Origin of the sequence: Pseudomonas putida (genome assembly GCF_002906855.1) — a bacterium.
In the GTDB taxonomy this organism is placed as follows: Bacteria; Pseudomonadota; Gammaproteobacteria; order Pseudomonadales; family Pseudomonadaceae; genus Aquipseudomonas; species Aquipseudomonas putida_N.
In genome coordinates this window covers 2,454,332-2,478,763 of the sequence record NZ_MINI01000028.1, presented here as the reverse complement: position 1 = coordinate 2,478,763, position 24,432 = coordinate 2,454,332, and the positions used below count along the sequence as shown (strand labels likewise).

Genomic DNA, 24,432 nt, shown 5'->3' with positions numbered 1-24,432 from the left:
GCTGATCATCCCGCCTTCCATCTTGGCCAGTGCTGAGAAGCTGGCAAGAAAGGCCGCGGAATTGAATGGCCTTATTGCGCCCCAAACCGCCAGCTGTCTGGCGAAGCTCATTGACGCGGCAGCTGCGCCGCTGACTCAGGCTTGGGTAAGTACGGAACACTGGGGCGTTGGCTCAAGGGACTCTTCTGCGGATCCCGCTATCGATCCCCGCCGCCGCATCGTTGCGTTAATGGGCCGTCACGATCAGTTGGTAATCAGTCAACCATCGGGGAGCGGCGCCGCTTGGACATTGATGCGCTTCGCACCTCAGTCTTAGACAGGTAAAATGTGGCGTCCAATCCCTACCAAGAGGCAAGCCTTTGTCTACAGATCCACTATGTCTCGTTTTTGTGCCTTCGCTTGTATGCCTGCTTAAGGCGGCCGAGGATTGCAAAGGCGCACCGCTCAGCGAGACCGAGGTGCTTGAGATTCGAGACAATGCAACCGCGACAGCTGTGCCCTTCAGTGCCGCCTATGCGTTGGAAAAGGAGCGGGGTTATGAGGACATCGTCCCGGAAGAGTGCTGGACGGAGTGGCAGCGAGTACGCTCATCACTCTGAGCAACGGGACAGGCCGCTGATCATTAGCAAGTTGGCATGCTCGCTCCTGGCAAAGGGTGGGGCCCTGCCCTCAGTTAAGGATGGCGCACGCCTGAGGTCATAGTCTATGAACACAGATCTGAAGGGTAATCAGCAGCGCGACTAGGTTTTAGGGTTCAGAATGTCTGCAATGTCCCCAAGCAATGCTGCCACCTTTGCGTGATCTTGCTTGAGAAGGATGTGATCAAATGCTCGACCGACCCAGTGTTGGCCTAATCGATAAGCTGAATCTCTGATGGTTTGCGCAGCTTGGACGCGCATGTATTCAGTGGGTGCCCCTTTGCTCGCAAGCGTCTTACTGAAACGGTTTTTCATGCGATCCAGCGCTTCAGGCGTTCCTTCAATGAGCGCCAGCGCCAGAAGCGCTTTAATCGAGCCTGCCACGATATCTTTGCCGCGCTCATGGTTTCCGGCTTTCTTCGCCCAGCCAAGTAACAGATTTTGGCAATCCAGATAGAACTCGATGCAGTCACGTCGGTAGCCTTCCAGCGCAGCGTTGAACAAGCTTTCTGTCAGCGAAAAGGTTTCGACGAATATCAGGGACTCTTCGTCCTCAGGCAACCAAGACAGCGTAGAAACAAGCCACCCGGCATGCTTTCGCAGATCTTCATCTACTCCCTCAGAGCACGCCGGTGCGTTCGACACAGCATTAAGTAAATTCGACACCTCAATGATCCAAGTGATGGCATCGAAGGTGAATTGAGATCGCTTTTCCACTGCAAGCAATAGGAGATCTTTCTGAGTGTCGTAGAGCTGGTCAGCCCAGGTTTCGATATTGTCGATGATCCGATTAGCCAGCTCATCGTTCTCTGGCGCCGCCAGGATCTGGTTCGCCAGGTGTTGGAGTTGCATTAAGAAAGACGGGAGTTGGGTAGCTGAGAAATAAGGGCCCAGAGTGCTGCTATGGACGCCGGCAAGCGGCGAGTCAGCGGTATGCAGAAAAATCTTCGCTGCGGCACGGACACTTGAACGCAACTCACGAACGGGGTAGTCAATGTTGTGTTCGCCTTTAGTCAGAAGTTCGTAGGTAATCAGCGAAAGCTGCTCCATGGCGATACGAGTGACGGGTTGGTGACTGGTTTTGAGCGCCCCCACGTACGACAGCGTGCCTATCTTCTGAACTAAGCTAACAATCTCTGCGGAATCGGTATGGTGGATCGCTACCCTCGCCGCGCGTCCCATCTGGCGAATACCCTCCATCATGACGTCAGGAAACTCCCGTGCTGAGACACTCTCCACTGCGGATGATAGGTACCCGGCAGCAAGCATTGCATGGTGCTTTGTGGGGGCTAAGCCCGGGTACTCAATCTGCAAGTACACGGCGTGCAGTCCGCCCAAGGTGCAAAGAGCGTTTTGCGCCAAGCGCTCATCACTATCAATCAATGCAGCCTGCATCGCCTGGCGCTGATGCTCAAGCGTATGGTTAATAAAAGCGTCGGTGGTTCCAGGAAGCTCGACAAGAGGATTTGTAGCTATGAAGGTGCCAAGCTTGGCCTGGCAGTATGCAGCGTTGATCTCCAAGATCTTGGAGAAGGCGTTCTCGGTTACCTGGTAGTCGCCCTGCACAGCAAAGCGTTTTGTGTAGGACATTGCGTAATTTATAGCCTGCCTAGCGCTGGCGTCCCAGCCGGCGTTGGCCAAAAAGAACATCACTCTAGGCTGATTGAGTTGACCTAAACCGCCTGCATCCGCAAGTGGAGAGCCTGGCTCGGATTTCTCCTCATGCATGATGGCCGAAAGGTCTGCGAACCTGCCCCACTTCTGTAAATCGCGAAGAACGGTACCCGTCATAATCGACAGTTGCTCGATCGGGTTAATAATCTGAAGAGCTCTTCGATAGGCATAGAGAAACAGTACTACGATAGCGCCAACGCCCAGCACTGCTGCGGCGATCAGGGGGACAGCCCAGGTTGGAGTCACAGCAAGGGATGTTCCCGCTATCAGCAGCGCGAGCACAAAAGATCCCAGGAATGCCCCGAGTAATCGTGGATCTGCACTCAATTGCCGGAACAGGCCGTGAGGCATGCGCTCCACATTGATTTGCATTGCAAACACAACTAATGAAAATCCGATGGTTGCAGCTCCGATCAATGCAGCTCCCGTGCCGCTAAGTAAAGATCTGAGTGTTGCGAGATTTTCAGTAACGGTGAAATAGGAGCCGGCCAGCGTTTGCAGGTGGGGCATTGCTATGAATACGCAGATCGTAATTGCCAGCAACACAGTCCCAGTCAGCTTGACTCCATGATCCAACCCCCATTGAGCGAATCTAATCCGCTTTTGGTGGAGACGCAGCAGCGTTGATGCCTGGAGCTTTCGAAGCCGCGCGCGCGCTGCTTGTGAACGCATCCCTAGCTCCTTACGGTATACCGAAATGTCTTTAGATGAATGCCTAGAGCACATTTGTACTCCAGTGGAGGTTGTCTTATCAAGGGACGCGCTTTCCCCTGACCGCTCACCTACGTAGCGTATCTAACCTCCGTTTCGCACCGATTGACGCCGAAGGTTTCTTTACTCACATGCCTTGCGCAGGCGCTCCGCGAATAAAGGTAGGAACAGCTCGGCCTCAGCTTTTTGCCACCCGAGTATCTCGCTTTTCTTGTCTGCCAGCGCCAGCAGGTCATGCGCCAAAAAGACCTCAAAGCCTGCACGTGCGACCTTGTCCTCGTCGCTGAGCTCATACAAACCCTCATGGGCGAGCAGCTTCTTGACGATTAAAGGTAGTAACCAGCTCGCGAAGAGAAGGTGGTTGTGGCGAGGCCACAGACTTCCCTTCTGAGTCGTATTCGAGGCATGCGCCGCAGCGTTGCGCGCTGCACTGAAATCGTGAACCCAAGCATCCAGGGGGCGGCCTATCGGACTATTCCAGTGCTCGCGCCATGTAGCCTCTCCCAGGCTTCCCTTGTGCCATATAGGTGGGTTTGGCACCTCATCAAAATGCGCGGTGACAGCCCTGCGAAATGCTGGTTTGTCATGCGAGGCAGCAAGCAACGTGTCAAATGCGATCCTCATCAAGATGAGTTCTGAGCGCTCGTCCATTGAGGTTGCATCGGTGTTGGCCCTCAGAAAGGCAACAATCGCCTCATCAATTCGTTGCTTTAGTTCACCATCTGGTAACCGCAGCAAAGCCTCCAACAGCGGGACATCTACTGAAATGCGTGCCGAATTGTCGACGTGGTAAGGTCGAATGAATTTCAGCCCCCCGCCCCCCGCCAGCATGTTTTGTGTCCCGCCGTCCCGTCTTCGGGTTGTGATGCAAGAATGTGCGGGCGAGTGGGCATCGAAGCGCTGCGCCACGATCTGGAGAGTGTCCGAGTTGTAATACTCAAACGTTGAGCATAGCCTTCGGCTCGCCATCGCGGAAAATGCGAAATATGATCCTTCAACCAATCGCTGCTGGATCTGGGAGTCGGATACTTCTAACCCCGGTGCGTCATCCCTCCAAAGGAGAAACGCTGCTCGATGAATTGGCTGAGCGGGTTGAGCTCCTCGGCCGCGATCACCGTAATTTCCTAGCACGCTATCCAGCACTTGTTGCGAGATTCCCATCAATTCGCCGGGCAGTCGTCCCCGCGCATACGGTATCAGGCGCATCCCTGCGATCCGCAGCTCCTCAGCCACCGACGTCCAAGGTAAAAAGAATAGAACCGCCATGGTGATCCTCCGTTGATATCGCCAGAGCCCTCTCCTCCTCTGGCCGTCAAGTTCTCCTGAGCAGGTTGTTCACACTCAGCATCAAGGCTTCGAGTGAGAAGGGTTTGGTCAGTACTGCCGTACACGGCTCTAATTTGGCGTTTTCCAGGACATGAGGCTGCGCGAAGCCGGTCATGAATAGCACGGGTAGATCAGGCCTGGTGCTGCGTCCTGTATCGACCATCTGTTTACCGTCGATGCCACCAGGTAGGCCGATGTCTGTTACAAGCAGGTCGATGCGGGTGTCCGATCCAAGCAGCTGAAGTCCCGCCAGGCTGTCAGCAGCCTCTATGACAATGTAGCCACAGCTGCCCAGCAGTTCACTCACGAACAGGCGAACGGAAGACTCGTCGTCGACGACTAGCACCGTCTCCCCAGATGACGAGATTTTCGACTCGGGCTGCTGCTCAACAGGTTGTGGCGCAGGGAATTGAGCCGTATGGCTTGGTAGCTGAAGGAAGACCCGGGTTCCAGTTCCCTCCTCAGACTCAATCCTGACCTGCCCTCCGGATTGCTTGGCGAAACCATAGATCATGGACAGGCCGAGGCCAGTGCCGGCGCCCACGGGCTTGGTGGTAAAAAACGGTTCAAATGCCCGGGTCAGTGTTTCAGCGCTCATGCCGGTTCCATTGTCAGCGACACAAACCGTGAAATAGCTGCCTGGCGCCAGCTCAGGATCCAGCTCTGCCCCTTGCGCCAGCTCCTGGTTGAACGTTCTGATGAAAATGTAGCCGCCACCCTCCAAGGCATCACGGGCATTGATGCACAGGTTCAGGAGCGAGTTCTCTACTTGTGCGGGGTCGACCAGACAAATGCTTGATGCTGCATTCAGCTCCACCTTCAGTTCAACCCCAGGCCCCACTGTGCGGCTAATCAGCTCTTCCATGTCACTGATCAGGGTATTCACATCGGTGTGGACAGGCATCAACGTCTGGCGACGGGAGAACGCTAGAAGTCGATGGGTCAAAGCGGCAGCCCTATGAGCCGCGCCGTGTGCCACTGTCACGTAACGTTCGACGTCCGAAATGCGCTCCTGCTTCAAGCGAAGCCTGATCAAATCCAGGCTGCCTGTAATGCCAGCCAGCAAATTATTGAAGTCATGAGCGATACCTCCGGTCAGTTGTCCTACGGCCTCCATTTTCTGTGACTGGCGAAGCGCTGCTTGAGCTGCTTCACGCTCGGCAATGGCTTGTCCTATGCGTGCTTCCAGCGTGTGATTGAGCTGCAGCAACTCCGACTCCGCTTTCTTCCTTGCCGTTACATCAATGGATGAACCAATCAGGCCGATGATTTCACCTGATTCATTGCGAAGAGGAGATTTCATTGAAAGCCAGTAGGTAGCCGAGCCATCCGGCATGTCCACGCGCTCTTCAATCTGAATGCCCTTCCCGCTCTGCATGATGCGCTGATCGGTTTCCATGATCTGGCGGGCCTGCGCCTTGTCTTCCAGAACCTCTAGGTCGGTTTTGCCAAGGTAAAATTCAGGTGGCTTACCAATCAGCTGCGTTGCTCCATGGTTCGCGACCAGCAGTCTGCCTTCTAGGTCTTTGGCGTAGACAACGCCAGGTACTGCTGCGGCAAATGTGCGGAGTAAGGCTGACATTCTGTCGCGCTCGGCCTCGGCAGAGCGGCGTGACTCGATGTCCATCAGCACCCCCGGAAAGCGCACAGCCAGGCCGTCCGAATTGAGCTCGGCACGGCCGTTAGCCTCGACCCAGCGATAGCCGCCCTCGTGTTGCTTCACCCGGTATTCACACCGATAAGCGCCACCGCGGCGCATGGCGTCCTGGATGTCAGCCAAGACTCGATCACGATCATCAGGGTGTATGGACGAAAACGCTTCTTCGATCGGGATGCCGGCCAGACACCTGTCCGCAGCCAGCCCGAAGGAGCGGGAGAACCGCTCATCAGCGGTAACCCGATTATCCGGAATATCCCATACCCATGTGCCGATGATGGCGCCAGCGTCAAGCGCCAGCTGTAGGCGCTCCGAGGCGGTTGTCGGAAATGCGTGATCCTGATGTGGTGATGCCGGAGCATCAAAGGTGCCTGGAGTGCCAGGGCCTTCGCGATCCATAAATTGCCTCTTCACTTACATCCATGATCGATTAGCCGATGGGAATCATTTTAGAGCGTGATGCGCCGCTTGAGGTAATGGCAACTGAGCCCCCCGCCAGGTGAAAGTGTAAAAAAGCGCGTATGCCTGAAATACGGCTAGAGTACATTTGTACTCCACTGATACGTCTCGGCTCGAGGCTTACTGACTTTCTGACCCTTCTTTGGTTTCAATCGCAGCGCGAAGTGCTTCTAGCTCGGTTTCAGACTGATCGAGCAGTGCCTTCAATTCTTCTGCCTTTTGCTGTGCTGCTGTTCCAGCCAGATGGGCATCGGTAGCCTCTTTACTCTTGGTTTCGAGCTGTTGAGCCAGCAGCTCTTTGGCCCCTTCCGCGCGAGCAGTTGCAGCATTGGCGATCCCTAGGTCGCCTCTCAGATGCTCGATAGCGTCACGATGCTGGCTGGCCTCTTTGGCGTGCTGGCGGTTTTCGGCGATCAATCGCTCGTTATCGCGGATCATCCGGGTGGCGTCTTCCTGTTTAACCATCAGCGTCTGCTGGAGAACTGTCACCTCTTGCTGCATCTGGTAGATCTGAGTTTCGTGACGGTTGAGATCTTGGTCGCGCTGTTCCTTTACCGCTGCTCGGTAGTGCTCGAGTGCTTCTCTGGCATGCGTGTGCTTCTCCTCCAGAGATTCGATCTGGGCGTCCTTCTCTTGCACGCGAATCTCAAGGTCGCTGCAGCTCTGGCTGATCCGGGCGTTTCGAGTGATCTCGGTTTGAAGGCTGGATTGAACGATCTTGAGTTCTTCGTGCTGAGCCTGCAGGGCTGACTGCAGCTTGGCGATCTCCAACTGCGATTGCTCAAGATTACTTTGAAGTGTACTGCTCTCAGCTTTCATTGCTTTGCGTTCAAGCTCAAATGCGGCTCGCTCATGCGCCAGGGCTTCGTTCCCCTCCTCCAGCAAGCGCTCGAGCATCTTGCCCACCAGCTCCGTGAGCTCATCACTTAAGCGCGAGGGCGAAGCTGATGGGCGGGGGTCATGCGTTTCAATCTCCTTCAAAAAGCGCTGAATTGTTGTCTTTGAGCCGGTATTTCCGAGCTCTATGCGTATCGCGTCGATGCTAGGGTTCTGACCTCTCGACAGCAGCGCCTCGCGAGCCTTCCGCACCAGTACCAGGTTAATGCCGCCTCTAGCCATGTCTGCCCCTACGATTTCGTACTGTTTTACGTTTCATGTAATTACGTGCCACTTTAACACCTTCAGACATCAAGAATTCTTTAATTTTTGGCAAGACATAATTGAGGATTATCGCTTGTGATGGCTGAATTCGGGGGTAGAATGCCCCGGAAGGCGGTACAAATGGCAAAACCGAGCCACCGGGGGCTCGAATTGGAGGATTACGTGGTTGAGCGCGCCAGCAAGGCAGATAAGTACTTGGAGGCGAGCGTTCGAGAGAACACGTCGAAGAGCTATGCGGCTGCCCTCACCCACTACGAGGTGACGTGGGGCGGCTTTCTGCCGACTACCACCGAGTCAGTCGTGCGGTACATCGCTGAGTACGCTGATCAGCTGGCGCTCAGCACGCTTAAGCAGCGCCTGGCTGCGCTCGCCAACTGGCATCAAAGCAACGGTTTCCCGGATCCCACCAAGGCACCGAAGGTCAGGCAATTGTTAAAGGGCATCCGGGCGCTTCATCCGGTACAACAGAAGCAGGCGGCCCCTCTTCCTCTGGTACAGCTGGAAAAGGCGGTTGCTCACCTGGAGGATGAAATTTCCCAAGCGAGAGCCAGCGGCAACATGGCAGCCCTGCTGAAATCAACGCGTGATATTGCATTGCTCACTATTGGTTTTTGGAGGGGGTTCCGCGGAGACGAGCTGTCCAGGCTGACAGTCGAGAACACTCATGCCGAGCGTTATGAAGGCATCAGGTTCTATCTGGGATCAAGCAAAGGTGACCGGCAGAACATTGGCCGTGAGTACAAGACGCCATCGTTGAGCAAGCTCTGTCCAGTTGAGGCCTATCTAAATTGGATCGAGGCTGCCGGCATAACTCGCGGTGCGGTGTTTAGGGGAATAGACCGCTGGGGAAACATCAGCGAGCAGCCGATCGCCGCACATAGCTTGATCCCCCTCCTGCGCGGCACCTTAGAGCGCTGCGGTCTACCATCACAAATCTACAGTGCTCACTCGATCCGGCGCGGGTTTGCCACGTGGGCTGCAAGCTCAGGCTGGGATATTAAAACGCTCATGGAATACGTGGGCTGGAGCGACATGAAATCAGCCCTTCGCTATGTGGAGCCGGCTCAGCAGTTTGGCGGCCTAATCAGAAAGCTGGAGGGATGAGACGGACAGGTGCAATGGCGTCACTGTTTCTTGCTCCAGTCCTCCAGGCGCTCACACATGTCGATGACGATCACTCTCTCAGCGGTGCTTGCGTCAGCGCCCTTGGAAAGGACGAAATCATCAAGCTGGTCATACCCGAACACCCGCCCCTGGCAAACCAGGTCTTCGTAGCACGCAACTACGTCCTCAAGTCCCGAATCCGAACGCGTCATCAGCACTTTCATCTCAGGGTCGAACGCTTGTAGCAACTGGATCAACTCACCAACCTTCATGCACTCCCCCACTCCGCGACGATCACAAAACGCAACTGCTCGCTCCCTACCCTACAAGCTCAGGATAGAAGGCTTCGGGATGATGCAGCCGGTCTCTTCGAGCCCGAAACGCCGATGGCTATGACCAAGCAGCTTTCCGCACCGTACAGGCACCAAGCCTTAACAGATGACCGAGCCGTCGATGGCCATGATAGATCTGAATGCCACGCCATGAGCCTCAAAACCAAGCGTGGGCCACTCTGACCTGTAATCCAGGCAATCATGATGATGTCCATGCACGACCATTTTTGCGCCCATTGCCTGGGCGAGTTCATCGATCTCTGAGAAACCGTGAGGATGGCAGCTGGGAGCCTCGTGGCAAACCATAATGTCGGCCCTATCCATCGCGAGCGTGAAGTAGTCATCCGGGTAGATTGCAGAAAGCGCGTGCTGCTTCTTCGTCGCCACGATGTCTTCGTGCTGAGGTCTGAGCGCCAGGCGGTCGTGGTAGTCTGCGTAATTCTGGATGCCGGTATCAGGGCTGCCTGGTAGCCAGACTTGGGATTCGTAGGTGCCACCTAGCCCCGCTATGCGATGGCCCGCAATATCTACTACTCGGCCATGAAGGCTGCGTTCAGCAAGGCCGCAGCCATGGAGGTTATGCCAATAGGCTGGACGATCCGTGTCATGGTTGCCGTGAATGAACCAGATCTCTGTCAGCTCAAGGATCGGGCGTAGGATCATGTCCAAAGGCAGGCTACATTCGAGATCGCCAAGGAAGACTACAGCATCTGGCCGGTGGAGCTTCACAAGCCGAATCACGTGATCAAAGCGCCCATGCACATCGCCTAGAAACCAGATCATTTCTTTAACTCTACTGCAGTTTCCACGCTGATCATCACCTTGCTCAGCGCGAACGGCCTAAGGATTGACGTTCGGTTTGAAGAGGAACTCGTAGAGCAGCCCAAACGCACCGACCCAGGACGCGAGATCAGACCAAAACCCAAGCTCTGTCCACTTCACAGATCCAATCCCGAGACTTGCAAAGAAAAATACTGCGACCCAAAACTGCCATGCATGGCTAAGCAGCTTGAGAAGCCCCCAAAGGTTGGTATTTCTGACTAACTCCTTATCGTAGCGTCGATAGTCGTTAGCAAGAAGAAAGGCGAGAGCTATCACCACAGCAGAAACCGCCATTGCCGTTGGCGCGGTGACTACGAACCCAACAAATTTGCTCGCAGCTACCGCCAATACCAAGCCACCAAGCCTGTTAAGACGCCCCATATATCTTTTTGCAGATTCATAGGCTGCCCAAGGCATCATTGGGTCAACGCTGTACCTCAATATCATAGGTGAAACCCTGACAAACGGTGGTAGAGCCGCAGTTTCACTCGCCATTGTGCTTTCGGCAAGCACATACGTAGTGGCTAAAGCTCTGCCGGCAAGGATCACGGCAGACTTGCCCAACCGCTGGGACTGCAAGAGTGTGCGGACACTGCTCTGAATGCGGTGATGCACTGTATTTCTCGTAAAGCTTCCACGTCACTTGGGATCACTCCGGAAATTCCAGCTAGACCTCCAATCCCATCAGTACGAGCGCCGCGCCTGAAGCTCGAAAGAGAGGGTATCCGAGCGCGAGAAATCGCTGGTTCAGGACAAGAGGCATCAGGGTGAAATCGACTTCACGAATTCAGTGATTTGCCTCCAGTAGCGAAGCAGTAGATACCCACTGATGACAACGGCCTCTGGGAATGCGATGTAAGCCACAACGGGGCTCACAAATCTGTCGTCGATGCCTAGCACGAGCAGCGCCCCGAGACTCAGAATCATGCACGGTAAAAATACGAAAGCGAGGACAGTGACAGCCACGCTTACCACAAAGATCAATTCCATGACCGTCCTGAACACCAGGTGTTGCTCCTTTAATGTCATTTACCGACTACAGATCTGGCCGGCACATCGCTCTACTGATCTTACAGGCTCACGTAGCCCCTGCGGGGATTGGCGAATTCGATTGATTATCAGGCTTGATCGCCCAAGGAGGCGTACCAGTCAGCGTAGGACGTAGTGATGACCCGCTGGCGGTTGTAGTCTGGAGTGCCGTCGTTCCACCAAACAGGGCCCCTTTCTCCCAGAGCCACTTTAGCTGCGTCAACCTTCGCTCGTGCAATACGAAGCTGCTGTGCGTCATCCACAGCCTTCGCCTCTTTCACGGCTCGCCGTGCCTCTATCAGATCGTGCACTAATTGATCATTTTTCAGGCGTGTAGCCTGGCTACCGTCGCCCCCCATACCGCCCCCAAATCACACCATTTCGGCTTCATTGTGATTTGGTTCCGAAAAGCGTCCGGTTGCCAGTTGATCTATACCCTCCTGCGATGCACCAGCCTGCCGATAACCTGAGTTCGTTCAGCTGGCAGGCCATAAAAATGAGCTCGCAACCACTACTAAACCCATCGCAAGAATCTGATAGCCCGAAGAATCTCAATTTACCCTCTCGGGTATCAGCGCTCACGATTGCTTCCGCCCTGGCTACTCTGGTGCTGTTCTCTGCCATCTTGATTGACGCATTCGCAATGCCGTTTGCTGATTACATGATCCTCGCATTGACTGCCACGATGATCATAAATGCCTACGTATTCATAAGTCTCAAGGAGTTGAGGCTGGCGGCACCGCTTATGGGCCTAAAAATCAAGCATGCTGCTCTGGCTTTCAGTTGCAGGCTTGGTGATCTGGTTTTCTCATAAGGACGCTCTGGGTAATGTGAATGAAATATTTAGCGTAGACCCTGCCTTGCTACCACTAACTGTATCAGCGTCGACATTCATGCATGTAATGATAAGATTGAAAAACCCTTGCATTGCCATTACATGTATTTTGTTAATCTTTGCACTCGCATCATACGTCGCAGCTCGCTGGAGGAAGGAATCCCCACACTTCGGACTTTCATTGTTCGCAAACGCTATCGGCTTTATGCTGATCCTATCCATGATCATATATGTCATAGAGCCTGATCGCCGCAGAAACCAAATCTTGTACCACATCGCCCACCAAGGTGACTTCAATTATAAATCCCCATGCTCAAACTACAGCCTGGACGCCGCGATACTCTATCTCGACCCAATGCGCGAAAAGATCCTCATCGCACCTAAGCTTGTAGAGCAAGAGCCAACAATACTCCTCACCCACCCCCTTCTAGCCCGCGTAGCAATTCCTGAGAAATTCAAACATGACATTTGCAAGTATAATTAAGTGACGCCCAACCTTGGAAGCCTTTAAAAAAAACTTAAGCCCATGAATGTGATACAAGTTTATCTCGCATTTCACCCCCTGTTTCGAGTCGCGCTAAGCACTCTAACCCGTAGCGTCAGCCTTCGCAAAAATCAAGGAGCAGTATGAAAACGGAAGCACTCACTCTTGAAAAAATTGAAAAAACAGCAATTAGCTTTAATCTAGCATTTGGGATATCCACGATTGTTTCCGGGCCAAAAACAAAGTCATACAAATTTGCATTTATATGCTTTTCTCTTGCATCTGTGATTTTGGCGCTCTCAACTTTTTATCGGAACTCATCGCTCATTGAAATACTGCTATTGAGCTTCATTGCTCTGGCCTTTTTTGTAGCGGGAGTTTATCTCCTCGCAATCAAATACGATGGTGAGTACCGCGATTTTATGCTGAAAAAGTTTGGAGTTATCGCCTACGAATCCAAGTACTCCAGAGCGAAGCTAGAGGCTTACAAAACTCTTTGGCTTCAAAGTCACTTCATGATCCGCCAGGAGTCTTTTTTGGAGGTTGTTGAAAACCTCGAAAAAGCTGTACGGCTGGGAAAGAAATTCAAGGACGAGTCTACGACCTTGGGCGAAAAAATTCTAAACTACATCTTCATGGGGCGGTTGTACGGAAGCTTTTTCACTCTAGGTTTTTTGAGTATAGCCATGAACGCATTCTATAAGTTTCTAGATTATAGTGAAAGCCTGAAGATGCGAACCAATCCATTTATTAATGATCTGCCTGCTTATACGCTGGCTGGAGCGACAATTACGATATATGCAGCAATCTTATTTGGGCTGATTGCTTTAGCCTGGCGGGCATCTCGAGATCTCTATCTCGAACGGCGGAAAGGCAAATGCTCGAAACACTCCCTAAACCTCTTCGTGCAGACCCTACTTAAAAGGGCAACGCTACCCATTTACGATGCGAGAGCCCTAGCACGCGTCGCTGACTAAGTCACAGAACCACATCAAGGTTACCAGAGGCAAACCGCTACTCAGTGAGTTGATAGCTTCTGCAGACGCGGCTCAAGTCTATGAGCAGCAACAGGAATGGGCGCGTGTCAGCCTCGACAGCCAACCACACCGTGGATCTCATACAAAACCCTCTGCTTCTCAGCACAACCCCCAAATATGGATCATCGTGCCACTGCTCTTCTGGTCGACTCTGTATAGGCCCCAGAGGCGGTCGCTACTGCATCACCTCTGGAGGGAACAAGCGGTACGGCGTGTAGCAGGAGCTTCTAATGGCTGGGCTCTGCAGGCCCACCGAGCGCGCGCAACTGGTAGTCGGTGACTGTTTGAAACTGATGCTCCGCCATGAGACGAAGGCGCTCAAGCTCAGTCCCCGTCACACCGTCGGCTTGAGCCTGGTGGTAGCGTTTCAAAGCATCCACTGCATCGGTGTACATCGGATGGTTGGGAAGCAGCTCCTGCCAGATTTCAACGCCTACGCGTTCAGCTACGAGCTCGGGATCATCAAGCCTGACCCAACAATCTACCGCTCCGTGTGCAACGATCTCGGGGTAGTCCCTGGCCACTTGTTCGAAGGTGCGGCTCAGGTAGCAATGATCGGAGATTCACCAAGGTGCGATCGCGATGGGCCTCGAGCTATTGGCATCAAAGGCTTCTATCTAAATCGATCCGGAACTGAAGCAATCCGAAACCTGATGCAATTCGCGAAACTGGTTGTCGGGCAATCCGAGCAACAGGCACGGCTGGGGAGATCAAACTTAATGTCGGCATGAACAAAATACCGACAGTCATGGGCGCCTAGCACTCAAATACTCACCAGCTTTCGATAAGCGCCAGCACCACCTCTGCATACCCATTGGCAAACAAGGGCTGAGTCATTAGCGATCATCATGCGGTCACGGTGCAAAACGGCTACGCACCGCACGCTCTGCCCGTTAAAATACGCCCGAACCTCAGGATTGCGAACCAGGTATGGCCAAGGCTCCAAGGAAAAAGCCCGCAAGGGTAGCTCTAGCCCCAAGTGATGCGGCTGCAAAAGGCGGTCGAAAAAATGTAGCGAGTCCGGTTTCTACCGGCGATCGTGGCGGGTCATTCGAGCGCCGTGTTCAAGCTGTCCGCCTGCTTGCCATGTGTCTTGGTTCGCAATGCCCAGGTGCTCGGGATGGCTATGTCATCACCCGGCTACTTTTCCAAGGGCGACTTTTCGATCATGACACTGATGATCTGATCATCGATTTGTTTCACCCTTTCACTAGGCAGACCGCAAAGCAGCGTCTGCAGATGAAGCGCTCGCTGAAGCCCACCGACAACAAGATCTTCAACGAGGCGGTTGGACTCGCCTGGTTAGACTTCTGCAAGCCAGGGTTTCAGCGCAACCTGGATGAGCTGCTCATCGTCTATCACGCTTCAAGCAGCTCCTCAATGCAAGGTGCTGTAGAGGTTGTGCGCTACGCGATGGTGTCTGCCTCAGCTGATGACTGGTATGTGCGTGTCCATGCTCAGAAATTTAGTAACGAGAGCAACCGTAAAGCGTACGCTGCGATCCAACGGGCAGTGGAGCTCCAGACTGGCTCTGAGGTAGACAAGTCCGACCTATACCCATTCGTTCTTCATCTCAAATTCATGCCGCATGACTTGGACTCCGACAGCTCAATAGAAGTCGACAACCAAAAGCAGCTCATTAGCCAGCGGATTTTCTCGCGCCAGAGCAGTGATGTGTGGGCCTCGCTTCAGGCTGCATGCGCAGAACTCAATAGTTCTGCAGGCGAAATCTCGGAGGCAACAGCACAGCGTCATCTGGGCGCCCTGGCCCTGGAATTCCAACACACTCGTTCAATTTGGAATGGTTTCCACGCAGACAATTGCCTGAGGCTCACCGGTGGAGGCGGCAAGCTGGCAGCTGCCCTCACCTTGACTCCAGATACTGATGGCCATCTAGGTGAACTGCGTTCCGTGTCTGCAACTGCTCAAGGCTTGATCATGTCAGACGATCTGCCTTCGGCCCTTGCATCATCAGCGGACACATTCATATCGCGACAATTGGATCGGATTACTGAAGGGCAGAGAGAGCACCTATACCAAGACAGCTTGAAGCAATTAGAGCTTTTAGAGAGCGACCTGAAGGACTTCGACGATCACCAGAAGGCCAGATGGTATTTACTGCGTGGACTCTCCCTCTGGCACCTAGGCACTGACGAAGCCGCAGCGACAGATTTCGATACCGCCGCTAGCCTTTGTGGCACAGATGATCGAGTAGCCGCTGCTATGGTTCGCGCACGAATGTTGCGAGAGGAGTATCAAGCAGCGGTAGATATCGGTCGCGTATTGCTAGATCGTTTCCCTGAGTCCTTTCATATCTGGGCTGTGACGACCAACGCTCGGTTACTTGCCGGAGAGCGGTTGACGAGCGAGGACGAAATTCCAAGTATCTTTGCTGACAAGGCATCGGCATGGCAGCTGCTGGCATCGTCTCTCAGTGGTATGGATGACGATGAAGGCGCTGTTCGCTTCATTCGTATAGCGATGGAAAAGAAAGACTGCACGTTTTTCATCCTTGAGTCCTACCTGCGCTTCGCCATCCGCCTCGCAACGCAAGATGAGGCGCGAGTGAACCTGAGGTCGTTATCTGCTCACCATGTAGCAGTCTTGTCGGACGCTATGGCTTGCTTTGATGATCGAGACAATACGATCTGGGCTTCGCAAAGCGCTAAGACAGTGAGCGAGGTTATCGCTAATCTAGCCTACGCGATGGTGTTACTGCAGCGTCCCGCGGAAGCGCTCGAGCTCGTTCAGCAAGCCAAAATAAAGGGCGCCAGCATAACGACCGCTGTGACTCGGGTTGAAGTCGAGGCTATGTGCGACCTCCAACGATGGAGGGAAGTAACCGATCAATTCTCTGCTGTGATCGATACTTTGCCTGATGAGTCACTGCTCCGCTTTGGTCATGCCTGCATGGCCCAGTCCCGTCATGATCTTCTACAGGTAGCGCGTAATGAGGCGGCAAGGCGGACTCCGTCTGACATTGTGACTCGTGTATCGGCCATGCTTCGGCGGCTCAGTTGGGAGATGCTGTTGCAGACAGCAGATGCGGCAACCGTCCGCAAGGAACTTGCCGAGCGTGATTTCTCTCCGGCCAGTACCTCCGTCATTGACCTGTGCTTCGCCAGTCGAGCGTACGAGGACGATGACGCACTCCGGAATCAGTATGTAGATCGAATCGCAGAGCTAGCGCCAGCGTCCACAGAACCTCAAAAGCTAGCAATGGCGGCTCGAGCAATGCTTCGTGCTCACCGATACGAAGATGCAATTTTTCTGTTCGAAAAGCTGCTCCCAGCCGAGTCATTTACGCCGCTGCACGTTGATTTGCTGCACTGCTACATCCTGGTGGGTCGCCATGCGCAGGCGAGGAATCTACTCGACTCTATGCCAACGGCTTGGCGGCAGTCGCCTGAAGCCCGGGAACAGGCTTTGTTTCTGTTCAACAGTGCCGGTGACTGGGCTCGCATGCGCGAGATTGCGGAGCTAACCGTTTCTGAGCACCGCCAAGATGCTAACCCCTGGCTCACGTTGATCCGGGTTGCCGCATGCGAAGGTGTTGTCGACCTGAACGTACTCATTTCAGAAATTCCGCCGGAACTTGCAGGTTCACCGACAGACCTGCTGCTGTTGGCCAGCATCGAGATGCGCCATGGCCAAGCAGAAAAAGGACTGGCTCGTATTGCCCACACCATGCGGAATAACCTTGAAGATGTTGAGTTGGCAGCGACCCACGTCAAGGTGATGCTGACGCTGACTGAAGAAGCGGACTCGATTATGGGCATGGTTAAGCAGACGCTAGCTGTAGTAGAGCCCGGAGCATCTGTAGAGCTGGCTGACGAGCATGGGGAAATCCGGCATGTCAGCATCGATGGTAGAGACACGCACTATCCATCCGTAGGTGAGTTTATCGCACCGGATTCGGAGTTTGCGTTAGGCCTGATCGGCCTTGGTGTATCGGAGAAGGTGACGTTCAGTTACCTGATGGGCACGCAGGTTTTAGAGGTGAGGCGCATCATGACGATTCACCAGCGGCTAATGGAGCTTTCTCATAATCGGGTTCGGGACTCCGTCGTTCCGAGCAAGACCTTGGTTTCGATGAGAATCCCGACCGATGCCAATGGTGAAATGGATTTGAATGTCTTCCTACAGCATCTCGATCAGCATCAATCCCAAGGTGAGAGCATACTCAAGCTCTATGAGCAAAATCCGCTTACCCTAGGTCTGGTTGCGAATCGCTTGGGGCGAGACATCATTGATCTCGTGCGGGGTTGGCCTCTGGATGGCCCGTCCTTGCAAGTCTCTACTGTCGCGGGGACAGGTCACGACGTCCTGCCCTGCTCTCTCAATGGCTCCACCTGGGTAGTTGATCTGTCGATGCTGACCCAGCTGGCGATGCTGGGGCTTTTGGATGTGCTCGGTCACCTGGCGACAGTCTATGTCAGCACCGCAACTAGACGATCGCTCGACATGAAGATCGAAATGTCGTCGGCCTTCCGCAAGCGCGGCACGATGTTCACCCATGAGGGGCAGCTGGGATTCCATGAGGAAACCGAAGATGATCACGCTCGCGAGCAAGCTTTCCTAAGCAGTATCGATATTGCGATTTCCAGTTCTTGCACCGTGGTGCCTTGCTATGGCCCACTCCATACGACGCCTGAGCTAGATCGGCTCCGGGACGTACTTGATGTGGAGGAGCATGCGTCCCTGATGTTGTGCAAAGAGTACAACGCTGGTCTGCTCTCTCTGGATGCACGGATGCTTCAACTGGCCTTGGCACTTGGTGTGCACTCGGCATCGACCCAAATGCTGCTCAAAGGGATGCAGGATATTGGTGTGCTTAGGCGCGTTGAATACTCCTGCGCACTGATCAAGCTGATTGCAGCATGTCGCAGCTTCGTCTCAGTAGACATTCCGAGTCTGATCGCGATGATGGATCAAGGTCTAGCCTTCGCGAATATGGGCATCAGAAGCTTGCGGTTTTACCTCGCGGCACCTGCTGTAGATTTTGACTCTGCAGCATTCATGGTAATCGGATTTATCAGCCAGTTGTTCGTAACCGGCAGGTGTGATTTTCCAATGATGCTTGAGCTGATTTCGCATCTTCTGGAGCCTCTGTTCCGGCATCCACATTGCCCCACGGATTTTCTAGAACGTAGCCTGAAAGGGTTCGCCTATCTTCAGGATTATGGGTTTACACCTACCTATTTCACGCTCATCAAGCGCATGCTGATTAGTACCAAACAGACCGCTCAGCGTCCGGAACAACCTAGGGCGCTGAACGCTCAGATTCTTTTCCTGCGCATCGCTCCTCTTTACACCGTGAATGACCAGAGCGCGCTCCTGGCTCGAGTGTCATCCCCTGACGACCCACAGAGTGAAACGGAGGCTTCTGGGCGGGCACCTGACAAGTTAGAACAGCAGGCTGAGAATGCTATCCGGGAGCAGGCCTCGGTTGATACGCTCGGGCAAGCGGAAGCGCGAGTCAGGACTGGCGATACAGAGGTATGAGAAATCTCACTTGTTGAAGCACGATGCCTAGAATGAGCGCATTTTCGCGTGAGAAAAGGTGCTCGATAAGCTGGTCAAAGAAGAGCTAGAGAAATACCTATGACGATTCATATCCATGCGGGTAGCTGAGCGGAGTAACTGAAGGCCAGCAAGGCTATCGGCCGACGCAGCCACAGTTACCTGGCGCCTCGCTCGCGAATATAGGCTTGCACCCAGTTTTATTGCCACAGTCATTTTTCGAAACAACCTTCAGTCGCACTCATCCCGTATTTTCGGGAGGGCGGAAACACAATGACAGGCACTTACTTTCTTCAACCTTCGTCAAGCATTATGTGTCGTGCGACCCTGTACTCACCGATATGTGTACTCAAAAATACTCCCAGGGTCGCTACGAACAGCTTATCGCTGCTTACGAGGTATGAACTCCTAACGCTTCTCCATGAATTCGCCTAGCAAGGCCGTAGGAAATTTAAGCAGATTAACAACGCTTTTTTTGACTTTATCAATTTCCTCCGTCGAACTTGATTGAATGATAGAAACTAAAGTTGAATGAGCAGCGCCTAGTGAAATGATCCGATATTCAACGTAGAGGCAACTCAACCCGCATTCAGCTAGCAGATTAAATGTGTTCTGTGACTTTTCTTCGTCCTCTTTTGTTGTAAGCCTATCTCGTAACCCAGCCAAGGCGTTTTTGTTTTCATCGGTCAAGACAGGCGATTTATCTTCGCCCTCACTCAGTAGTCTCGCCTGCTTTACGATATCTGCCTCCGATTTCTTCTGAAGCTGCTCGACGGTGCACAAGCCCTTCAGCAATGCGGCAAAATTTGCTAAATGTTCAATAGAAATTCGATGGACGGCAAACGCTTGCACATTAAAATTATGGTTAAGCAGCAGCGCAACGGCTTCACAGTTTTCCAAGATTTTCGTCCAGAACTGTAAGGCAGTCGCAAACTCCGGACTCTTTGAAGTGTTAGTGACTGACAATAGAGCTGATCGCGAGGTATTTATAGCATCAATTAATTCATTCATGAAAGTAGTAGTATTCCTTTATGCTGACTAGCAAATGACTGCATAAGACTGCATGCAGATGGGTTTGATTTAGGTGCGTATCAAATCACGCAAGTTGCTGATGATTTGAATTGCAGTTTGCTCAGATGATTGCCCTCGAATAAGTGCCAACGTCCGTACCGTTTTGGGAATATCAATAGCAGGTCTGGTTGGACGCCCTTCGCTTTGAACGAATGGGCCGTCCGTCTCGGTGAGAATTCGGTTGGACGGGAGCAAGGCGACGAGGCTCCGATGCTTGGCGGAGGCAAGCATCTGCGAATTAATCGAGAAGTAGCATCCAAGCTCGACAGCCCTCCTAGCTTCACTGGGGCTTCCGGTAAACCAGTGGAGTACCACCTTCCCACGGTCGCTCGGGAGCAATTTCTCGATATGGGTTAGCACCTTTCCCACGCAGCGCACGCTGTGAACAGTGAGGATTTTACCGCCTTGCTCCGAGCAAGCCTCAAGCACCCTCCTAAATACCCTCTCTTGGGCTTCAAAGCTCCGATAGAATTGGGGCCCGGCGTCAAGGCCTACCTCGCCTACGTATCGAGTCTCCTCAAGCAGGCGCTCCAGAAGAGGCAGTTCAGACTCACGCTCTGCCACCAATTGAGGATGAAGCCCCAACGCTACGCGGACATGCCGAGACGATGCCGCGATCTCACGATTGCGTCGCCATGCTTTCGGTGTCGTGGTCACAGCTAAGGTGGCAACCTCTGCCTGATCGCACTCCACGATGAGGCGCTCGTGATCGGGATAGAGGTCGAGGTGGCAATGGAAGTCTACCCACTTTGGAATCGATTTATTCTGCGGCTTCATAGTGGTACGGCGGTCACGCCCTCAAGGTAATCGTCGACTTCCAGCAACCCCTCTCGAAAGACCTGTTCAAAGTCATCCAAGTTATCTGGATGGTCGATCAGCGGCCCGGGCTCATGGATGGCGAACTTGGCGCGCTGGGGTGCACGCTTGAGGCGCGCGATGGCCAGCTGAAATGAGCGCACATGTTCGCCATCCGACTTGTTCGTGTCCAGAGCTTGCGCATGCAGATCTGGGATGACATACCGTGTCTGATCCGGCCCACAACCGCGGTGAATTGCTGCCCGCCTTATGATGCAGGGGACGCAGAACCCGCAGTGCTTGGGTGATCGATTCGCGGGGTCGGGATGGTACCTCGCCTTTCCGGGCGATGAGCACGACATTGTGAGATGCACATGATCCGCGAGGAACGCGGGGTCGGTGCACAGCTCTGCCATTTGACCCTTGGTGAGATGGCTGAACATATTAAACAACCTTGTGCTCAACCCTAGGCGTCCAAACAACTCATTTACCCGCGCCATGTAATAAGGATGGGTCGTACGAGTGCTGCATGCTCCCAGGCGGCGCGGATCTAGCGGTACGTTCAGGGAGATCAAGCCATTTTCAGGAACATGGATGGTGATCGACTCACCGATCGCTTCTGCGGCCATGGCCGCCAGTGCAAAGAATAGGAAGGAGCGCGCTCGAAGTGTGTCTTCGCTACCACCACCCTCCACAAGGTCGTGCGGGAACCCAACGCGGGCCTGGACGTGGTTAATCGACGTCTCGGAAAACCTCTCCTGCAGCGCAGCCCGGCAGTCGTTCTGATAGGTGCTGGTGCTGTTGGTGTCCCAGTAATGGCTAACAAGTAGCGGCTTGCCGCCGCCACCTAGTAGATTGATCGCGCCGATAAAGCTGTCCATCCCCCCCGAGAAGAGGCAAACGCTGTCAGATTCGTCTGTTCTCAAGGTTTCCGGAGCGGGAGATAATTCCTCGATCCCTGTCGGGCGCTCGCGAAACACTAGGCGCCAGCGGTCACCGGTGAGGAATTTCAATGTTGAGACCAGCAAATCGGAGGTTGCTGTCCACAATGCGGGATCTGCAACGGGGACGTAGAGGTCGATCTCTCTCGTCCAGGCATTCTCCGATTCAGTGTCCCTCGAGATCCTAGTGTCCGCCGCGGTAAGAGTCGCCGCCAAGAGTGCCAGGTCGACGGCAGTCTCTCCTGGGCCCAGGCCCAGATTAGCCAATTGGTCAATGGCCTGGCCAATCCCGAACTGCAGTCGTCCAAGTCCGTCCAAGAACGGGATGTTGGTGATGACACTGCCTGGCTCCAGAAGATCCAGATCCTGGTCATCCGTTTGGCCAAGTCGGCAAATAATGCTGTGATGCCTCATTCCAGCCCCTCCGCCGCAGTCGCGATTAGATCGAATGCCGCCTCATAGATCGCAGAAGTTACCTGATTGACCTCTTGGTCTGTGGGCGCCGGCCATTGCTCCAAACGGTTGGCGAGCTGGCCTCGTGTACAGCCCGTGATGAATGAACTCAGTTGAGATTGGATGCGCTCAACTGCTTCAACATCATCCGGCATGGTGATGCCCCTGCCACCCAAGTCCGCCATGATCATGCTCTCAATCGAATTCGCTACGAAGTCGAGGAAGAAGTTTTGCCGATCAGCTTGAGTCATATCCTCGAAGCTACCGCTGCCTGCCTCGTCCAGTTCGACGATCGTTTTCAGTGCAGCTTGGCGAGCAACACCTTCGTCAATCGCGCCGCCAGGTGGGCAAATGAATTCAAGCAGAGTGAGGAGCACCTGGGAGGCCGGTTGCCCTGGAGCCACGGTGAGCTGCAACCGCCGCAGTGTCTCTGCTGCCCCGTTGCGCTGAACATCACCGAAGATACTCAGCAGCTTCGCCGCGGTAGCGCGGGATGTCCCCATGCGACGCGCGCCTCTAGATGATCCTCCTACGCCTTTACGCACATAGGAAGACAGGGCATTCCCCAAATCGCTGGGGCTTCCTGTGCGGGCGAATCGGGTGAAGCTACTGCGTGCACCCCGAAGTGAGCCCGTGCCGTCATTATTCACTGGTGCTGACGGAGTTGAGCCTGACTGTGATGGCGCAGAACCGGGCTGAGATGGATTTGATTGGCTTGGCCCGTTCGGTTGAGCTGCTGGTGCGGCTGGCTGCGCGACATCATCAATCCAGGAAGGCACCAAGCCGGAGCTCGGGCCTCCATATCCTTTGGAGGTACCCATATCATCAATCCTTATGATTTGCCGCTGAAGGCCAGTACGCGATTGGCCGCCTCTCGACCGTCGCGTCCCATGGTTTTTTGAGAATGTCTGGCAAAACCGAATGAATGAGCCAGTATTGAACGACTAGGCGTGGGCGTCTGACCATTTGATTGGCGGGCCGCTAGCAACTCCTGGGATTACAGGAGGATTATCACTTGGATAGAGAAGCGTACCGGAGGAATCTCCTGTGGCGGCTTGCTGACGCCGCGTCCAAGTGCGCGCGCAATCGTGTTGAGGGGTTCGAGCTGCTCAGGCAGGCCAGCGCTCACTTACACCGACTGCACCCTGACCATGTAGTGATGACCGCACAAGAGTTGGAAGCCAATTTTCGTCGTCCACTGGAGACCTGGCTGCCAGATGAGATTCGCGGGGAACTCACCGGTGTGCTCCTCGCCCCCTCCAATGCCCCTATCTGCCCACTACAACCGAGTCAGTGGTGCGGTACATCGCTGAGTACGCTGACCAGCTGGCGCTTAGCACCCTCAAGCAGCGCTTGGCTGCGCTCGCCAACTGGCATCAGAGCAACGGCTTCCCAGATCCGACCAAGGCACCAAAGCTCAGGCAGTTGCTCAAAGGCATCAGGGCGCTGCACCCCGTCCAGCAGAAGCAAGCCGCCCCGCTAGCGTTGCTGCATCTTGAGAAGGCAGTCGCGCATCTCGAGGATGAGGCTGCTCAGGCAAGATCCGTCGGCAACATGACCGCTCTTCTCAAGGCGAGTCGCGATATCGCTCTGCTGACGATAGGATTCTGGAGAGGCTTCCGCGGGGACGAGCTTGCCAGGCTCACGATCGAAAACACGCATGCCGAGCGCTACGTCGGGATTAAGTTTTACCTCGGGTCTAGCAAGGGAGATCGGCAGAACATCGGGCGCGAGTACAGAACCCCATCGCTGAGCAAGCTTTGCCCTGTCGAGGCTTACCTGAACTGGATCGAGATTGCTGGCCTTAGCCGCGGAGGTGTGTTCAGAGGTATCGATCGCTGGGGCAACATCAGCGAGAGACCACTTGCAGCCCACAGCCTGATACCTCTGCTTCGCGACACACTTGAGCGCTGTGGCCTACCCTCCCAGATCTATAGTGCTCACTCGATCCGACGCGGGGTTGCTACGTGGGCTGCAAGCTCAGGCTGGGACATCAAAACGCTCATGGAGTACGTGGGGTGGAGCGACATGAAATCAGCCCTTCGCTATGTGGAGCCAGCTCAGCAGTTTGGCGGCCTTATCAGAAAGCTGGAGGGATGAGACGGCAGGTGCAGTGGCATCACCGCTCATTGACCCAGTCTTCAAGGCGTTCACACATGTCGATGACGATCACTCTCTCAGCAGTGCTTGCGTCAGCGCCTTGGGAAACCATCGAGATGGTAATATCCGAACACCCGCTCTTCGCATACCAGATCTTCATAGTAGGCAACTACGTCTTCAAGCCTCTAATCTACATGCGTCATCAGCACTTTCATGTAAGGGTCGAGCGCTGGCAACAACTGTATCAACTCTACGACCTCCATGTACTAATCCCCCTCCG

The 24,432-nt window shown here is 54.1% G+C and carries 17 protein-coding genes; 6 read left to right on the top strand and 11 right to left on the bottom strand.

Annotated elements, in window-relative coordinates:
* Positions 1 to 740: 740 nt before the first annotated feature.
* The 4 genes from BGP85_RS11930 to BGP85_RS11915 form a co-directional block, all read right to left on the bottom strand.
* On the bottom strand, positions 741 to 2,984 hold the full coding sequence (locus BGP85_RS11930) for a hypothetical protein (protein ID WP_103447335.1): 2,244 nt from the start codon (positions 2,982 to 2,984) through the stop codon (positions 741 to 743).
* A 162-nt stretch (positions 2,985 to 3,146) separates the two neighbouring features.
* Positions 3,147 to 4,289 (bottom strand): hypothetical protein, encoded by a 1,143-nt coding sequence (locus tag BGP85_RS11925; RefSeq protein ID WP_103447334.1) that lies wholly within the window; start codon positions 4,287 to 4,289, stop codon positions 3,147 to 3,149.
* Positions 4,290 to 4,335: 46 nt separating this feature from the next.
* Positions 4,336 to 6,405, bottom strand: a complete 2,070-nt coding sequence (locus BGP85_RS11920; protein WP_103447333.1) for a hybrid sensor histidine kinase/response regulator — start codon at positions 6,403 to 6,405, stop codon at positions 4,336 to 4,338.
* Positions 6,406 to 6,585: 180 nt separating this feature from the next.
* Positions 6,586 to 7,584 (bottom strand): DNA-binding protein, encoded by a 999-nt coding sequence (locus BGP85_RS11915; protein WP_103447332.1) that lies wholly within the window; start codon positions 7,582 to 7,584, stop codon positions 6,586 to 6,588.
* 162 nt (positions 7,585 to 7,746) lie between these two features.
* Between BGP85_RS11915 and BGP85_RS11910 the strand changes: the two genes are divergently transcribed.
* The gene (locus tag BGP85_RS11910; RefSeq protein ID WP_181004488.1) at positions 7,747 to 8,730 is read left to right on the top strand and encodes a tyrosine-type recombinase/integrase; all 984 of its coding nucleotides are present in this window, start codon (positions 7,747 to 7,749) and stop codon (positions 8,728 to 8,730) included.
* Positions 8,731 to 8,750: 20 nt separating this feature from the next.
* On the opposite strand, the gene BGP85_RS11905 is transcribed toward BGP85_RS11910, so the two are convergent.
* From BGP85_RS11905 to BGP85_RS11895, 3 genes are all read right to left on the bottom strand, one after another.
* Positions 8,751 to 9,002 (bottom strand): hypothetical protein, encoded by a 252-nt coding sequence (locus BGP85_RS11905; protein ID WP_103447330.1) that lies wholly within the window; start codon positions 9,000 to 9,002, stop codon positions 8,751 to 8,753.
* 159 nt (positions 9,003 to 9,161) lie between these two features.
* The gene (locus tag BGP85_RS11900) at positions 9,162 to 9,845 is read right to left on the bottom strand and encodes a metallophosphoesterase family protein (protein WP_103447329.1); all 684 of its coding nucleotides are present in this window, start codon (positions 9,843 to 9,845) and stop codon (positions 9,162 to 9,164) included.
* 57 nt (positions 9,846 to 9,902) lie between these two features.
* Positions 9,903 to 10,499: a hypothetical protein gene (locus BGP85_RS11895; protein ID WP_146048978.1), complete on the bottom strand. Its 597-nt coding sequence runs from the start codon at positions 10,497 to 10,499 to the stop codon at positions 9,903 to 9,905.
* Between the two features lie 910 nt (positions 10,500 to 11,409).
* Between BGP85_RS11895 and BGP85_RS11880 the strand changes: the two genes are divergently transcribed.
* The 4 genes from BGP85_RS11880 to BGP85_RS11855 all read left to right on the top strand — a co-directional run bounded on the left by BGP85_RS11880 (position 11,410) and on the right by BGP85_RS11855 (position 18,774).
* A complete protein-coding gene (locus tag BGP85_RS11880; protein WP_146048977.1) occupies positions 11,410 to 11,727 on the top strand; it encodes a hypothetical protein in 318 nt (105 codons plus the stop codon).
* A gap of 648 nt (positions 11,728 to 12,375) precedes the next feature.
* A complete protein-coding gene (locus BGP85_RS11870) occupies positions 12,376 to 13,209 on the top strand; it encodes a hypothetical protein (protein WP_103447325.1) in 834 nt (277 codons plus the stop codon).
* 290 nt (positions 13,210 to 13,499) lie between these two features.
* On the top strand, positions 13,500 to 14,000 hold the full coding sequence (locus BGP85_RS28890) for an HAD family hydrolase (RefSeq protein ID WP_181004487.1): 501 nt from the start codon (positions 13,500 to 13,502) through the stop codon (positions 13,998 to 14,000).
* A gap of 199 nt (positions 14,001 to 14,199) precedes the next feature.
* The gene (locus BGP85_RS11855; protein WP_232877466.1) at positions 14,200 to 18,774 is read left to right on the top strand and encodes a PIN domain-containing protein; all 4,575 of its coding nucleotides are present in this window, start codon (positions 14,200 to 14,202) and stop codon (positions 18,772 to 18,774) included.
* Positions 18,775 to 19,200: 426 nt separating this feature from the next.
* Here BGP85_RS11855 and BGP85_RS11850 read toward each other — a convergent pair whose 3' ends face one another.
* The 4 genes from BGP85_RS11850 to qatB all read right to left on the bottom strand — a co-directional run bounded on the left by BGP85_RS11850 (position 19,201) and on the right by qatB (position 22,873).
* Complete coding sequence (locus BGP85_RS11850; RefSeq protein WP_103447323.1) at positions 19,201 to 19,803, bottom strand: DUF5677 domain-containing protein; 603 nt, start codon at positions 19,801 to 19,803, stop codon at positions 19,201 to 19,203.
* A gap of 69 nt (positions 19,804 to 19,872) precedes the next feature.
* The gene (gene qatD, locus BGP85_RS11845; RefSeq protein WP_103447322.1) at positions 19,873 to 20,640 is read right to left on the bottom strand and encodes a Qat anti-phage system TatD family nuclease QatD; all 768 of its coding nucleotides are present in this window, start codon (positions 20,638 to 20,640) and stop codon (positions 19,873 to 19,875) included.
* Positions 20,637 to 22,013: a Qat anti-phage system QueC-like protein QatC gene (gene qatC, locus BGP85_RS11840; RefSeq protein WP_103447321.1), complete on the bottom strand. Its 1,377-nt coding sequence runs from the start codon at positions 22,011 to 22,013 to the stop codon at positions 20,637 to 20,639. Before qatC ends, qatD begins: the two co-directional genes overlap by 4 nt.
* Positions 22,010 to 22,873, bottom strand: coding sequence for a Qat anti-phage system associated protein QatB (gene qatB, locus BGP85_RS29450; RefSeq protein ID WP_308451369.1), 864 nt, complete (start codon positions 22,871 to 22,873; stop codon positions 22,010 to 22,012). The genes qatC and qatB overlap by 4 nt, the downstream gene beginning before the upstream one ends.
* Before the next feature lie 475 nt (positions 22,874 to 23,348).
* On the opposite strand from qatB, the gene BGP85_RS11830 reads away from it, so the two are divergent.
* The gene (locus tag BGP85_RS11830) at positions 23,349 to 24,152 is read left to right on the top strand and encodes a tyrosine-type recombinase/integrase (RefSeq protein ID WP_103447319.1); all 804 of its coding nucleotides are present in this window, start codon (positions 23,349 to 23,351) and stop codon (positions 24,150 to 24,152) included.
* Positions 24,153 to 24,432: the final 280 nt, after the last annotated feature.

What these genes read in the sequence shown, in the direction of transcription:
- BGP85_RS11930 (WP_103447335.1), bottom strand. Translation starts at nt 2,984, where the DNA reads ATGCGTTCACAAGCAGCGCGCGCGCGGCTTCGAAAGCTCCAGGCATCA.
- BGP85_RS11925 (WP_103447334.1), bottom strand. Translation starts at nt 4,289, where the DNA reads ATGGCGGTTCTATTCTTTTTACCTTGGACGTCGGTGGCTGAGGAGCTG.
- BGP85_RS11920 (WP_103447333.1), bottom strand. Translation starts at nt 6,405, where the DNA reads ATGGATCGCGAAGGCCCTGGCACTCCAGGCACCTTTGATGCTCCGGCA.
- BGP85_RS11915 (WP_103447332.1), bottom strand. Translation starts at nt 7,584, where the DNA reads ATGGCTAGAGGCGGCATTAACCTGGTACTGGTGCGGAAGGCTCGCGAG.
- BGP85_RS11910 (WP_181004488.1), top strand. Translation starts at nt 7,747, where the DNA reads ATGGCAAAACCGAGCCACCGGGGGCTCGAATTGGAGGATTACGTGGTT.
- BGP85_RS11905 (WP_103447330.1), bottom strand. Translation starts at nt 9,002, where the DNA reads ATGAAGGTTGGTGAGTTGATCCAGTTGCTACAAGCGTTCGACCCTGAG.
- BGP85_RS11900 (WP_103447329.1), bottom strand. Translation starts at nt 9,845, where the DNA reads ATGATCTGGTTTCTAGGCGATGTGCATGGGCGCTTTGATCACGTGATT.
- BGP85_RS11880 (WP_146048977.1), top strand. Translation starts at nt 11,410, where the DNA reads ATGAGCTCGCAACCACTACTAAACCCATCGCAAGAATCTGATAGCCCG.
- BGP85_RS11870 (WP_103447325.1), top strand. Translation starts at nt 12,376, where the DNA reads ATGAAAACGGAAGCACTCACTCTTGAAAAAATTGAAAAAACAGCAATT.
- BGP85_RS28890 (WP_181004487.1), top strand. Translation starts at nt 13,500, where the DNA reads ATGGCTGGGCTCTGCAGGCCCACCGAGCGCGCGCAACTGGTAGTCGGT.
- BGP85_RS11855 (WP_232877466.1), top strand. Translation starts at nt 14,200, where the DNA reads ATGGCCAAGGCTCCAAGGAAAAAGCCCGCAAGGGTAGCTCTAGCCCCA.
- BGP85_RS11850 (WP_103447323.1), bottom strand. Translation starts at nt 19,803, where the DNA reads ATGAATGAATTAATTGATGCTATAAATACCTCGCGATCAGCTCTATTG.
- qatD (WP_103447322.1), bottom strand. Translation starts at nt 20,640, where the DNA reads ATGAAGCCGCAGAATAAATCGATTCCAAAGTGGGTAGACTTCCATTGC.
- qatC (WP_103447321.1), bottom strand. Translation starts at nt 22,013, where the DNA reads ATGAGGCATCACAGCATTATTTGCCGACTTGGCCAAACGGATGACCAG.
- qatB (WP_308451369.1), bottom strand. Translation starts at nt 22,873, where the DNA reads ATGGGTACCTCCAAAGGATATGGAGGCCCGAGCTCCGGCTTGGTGCCT.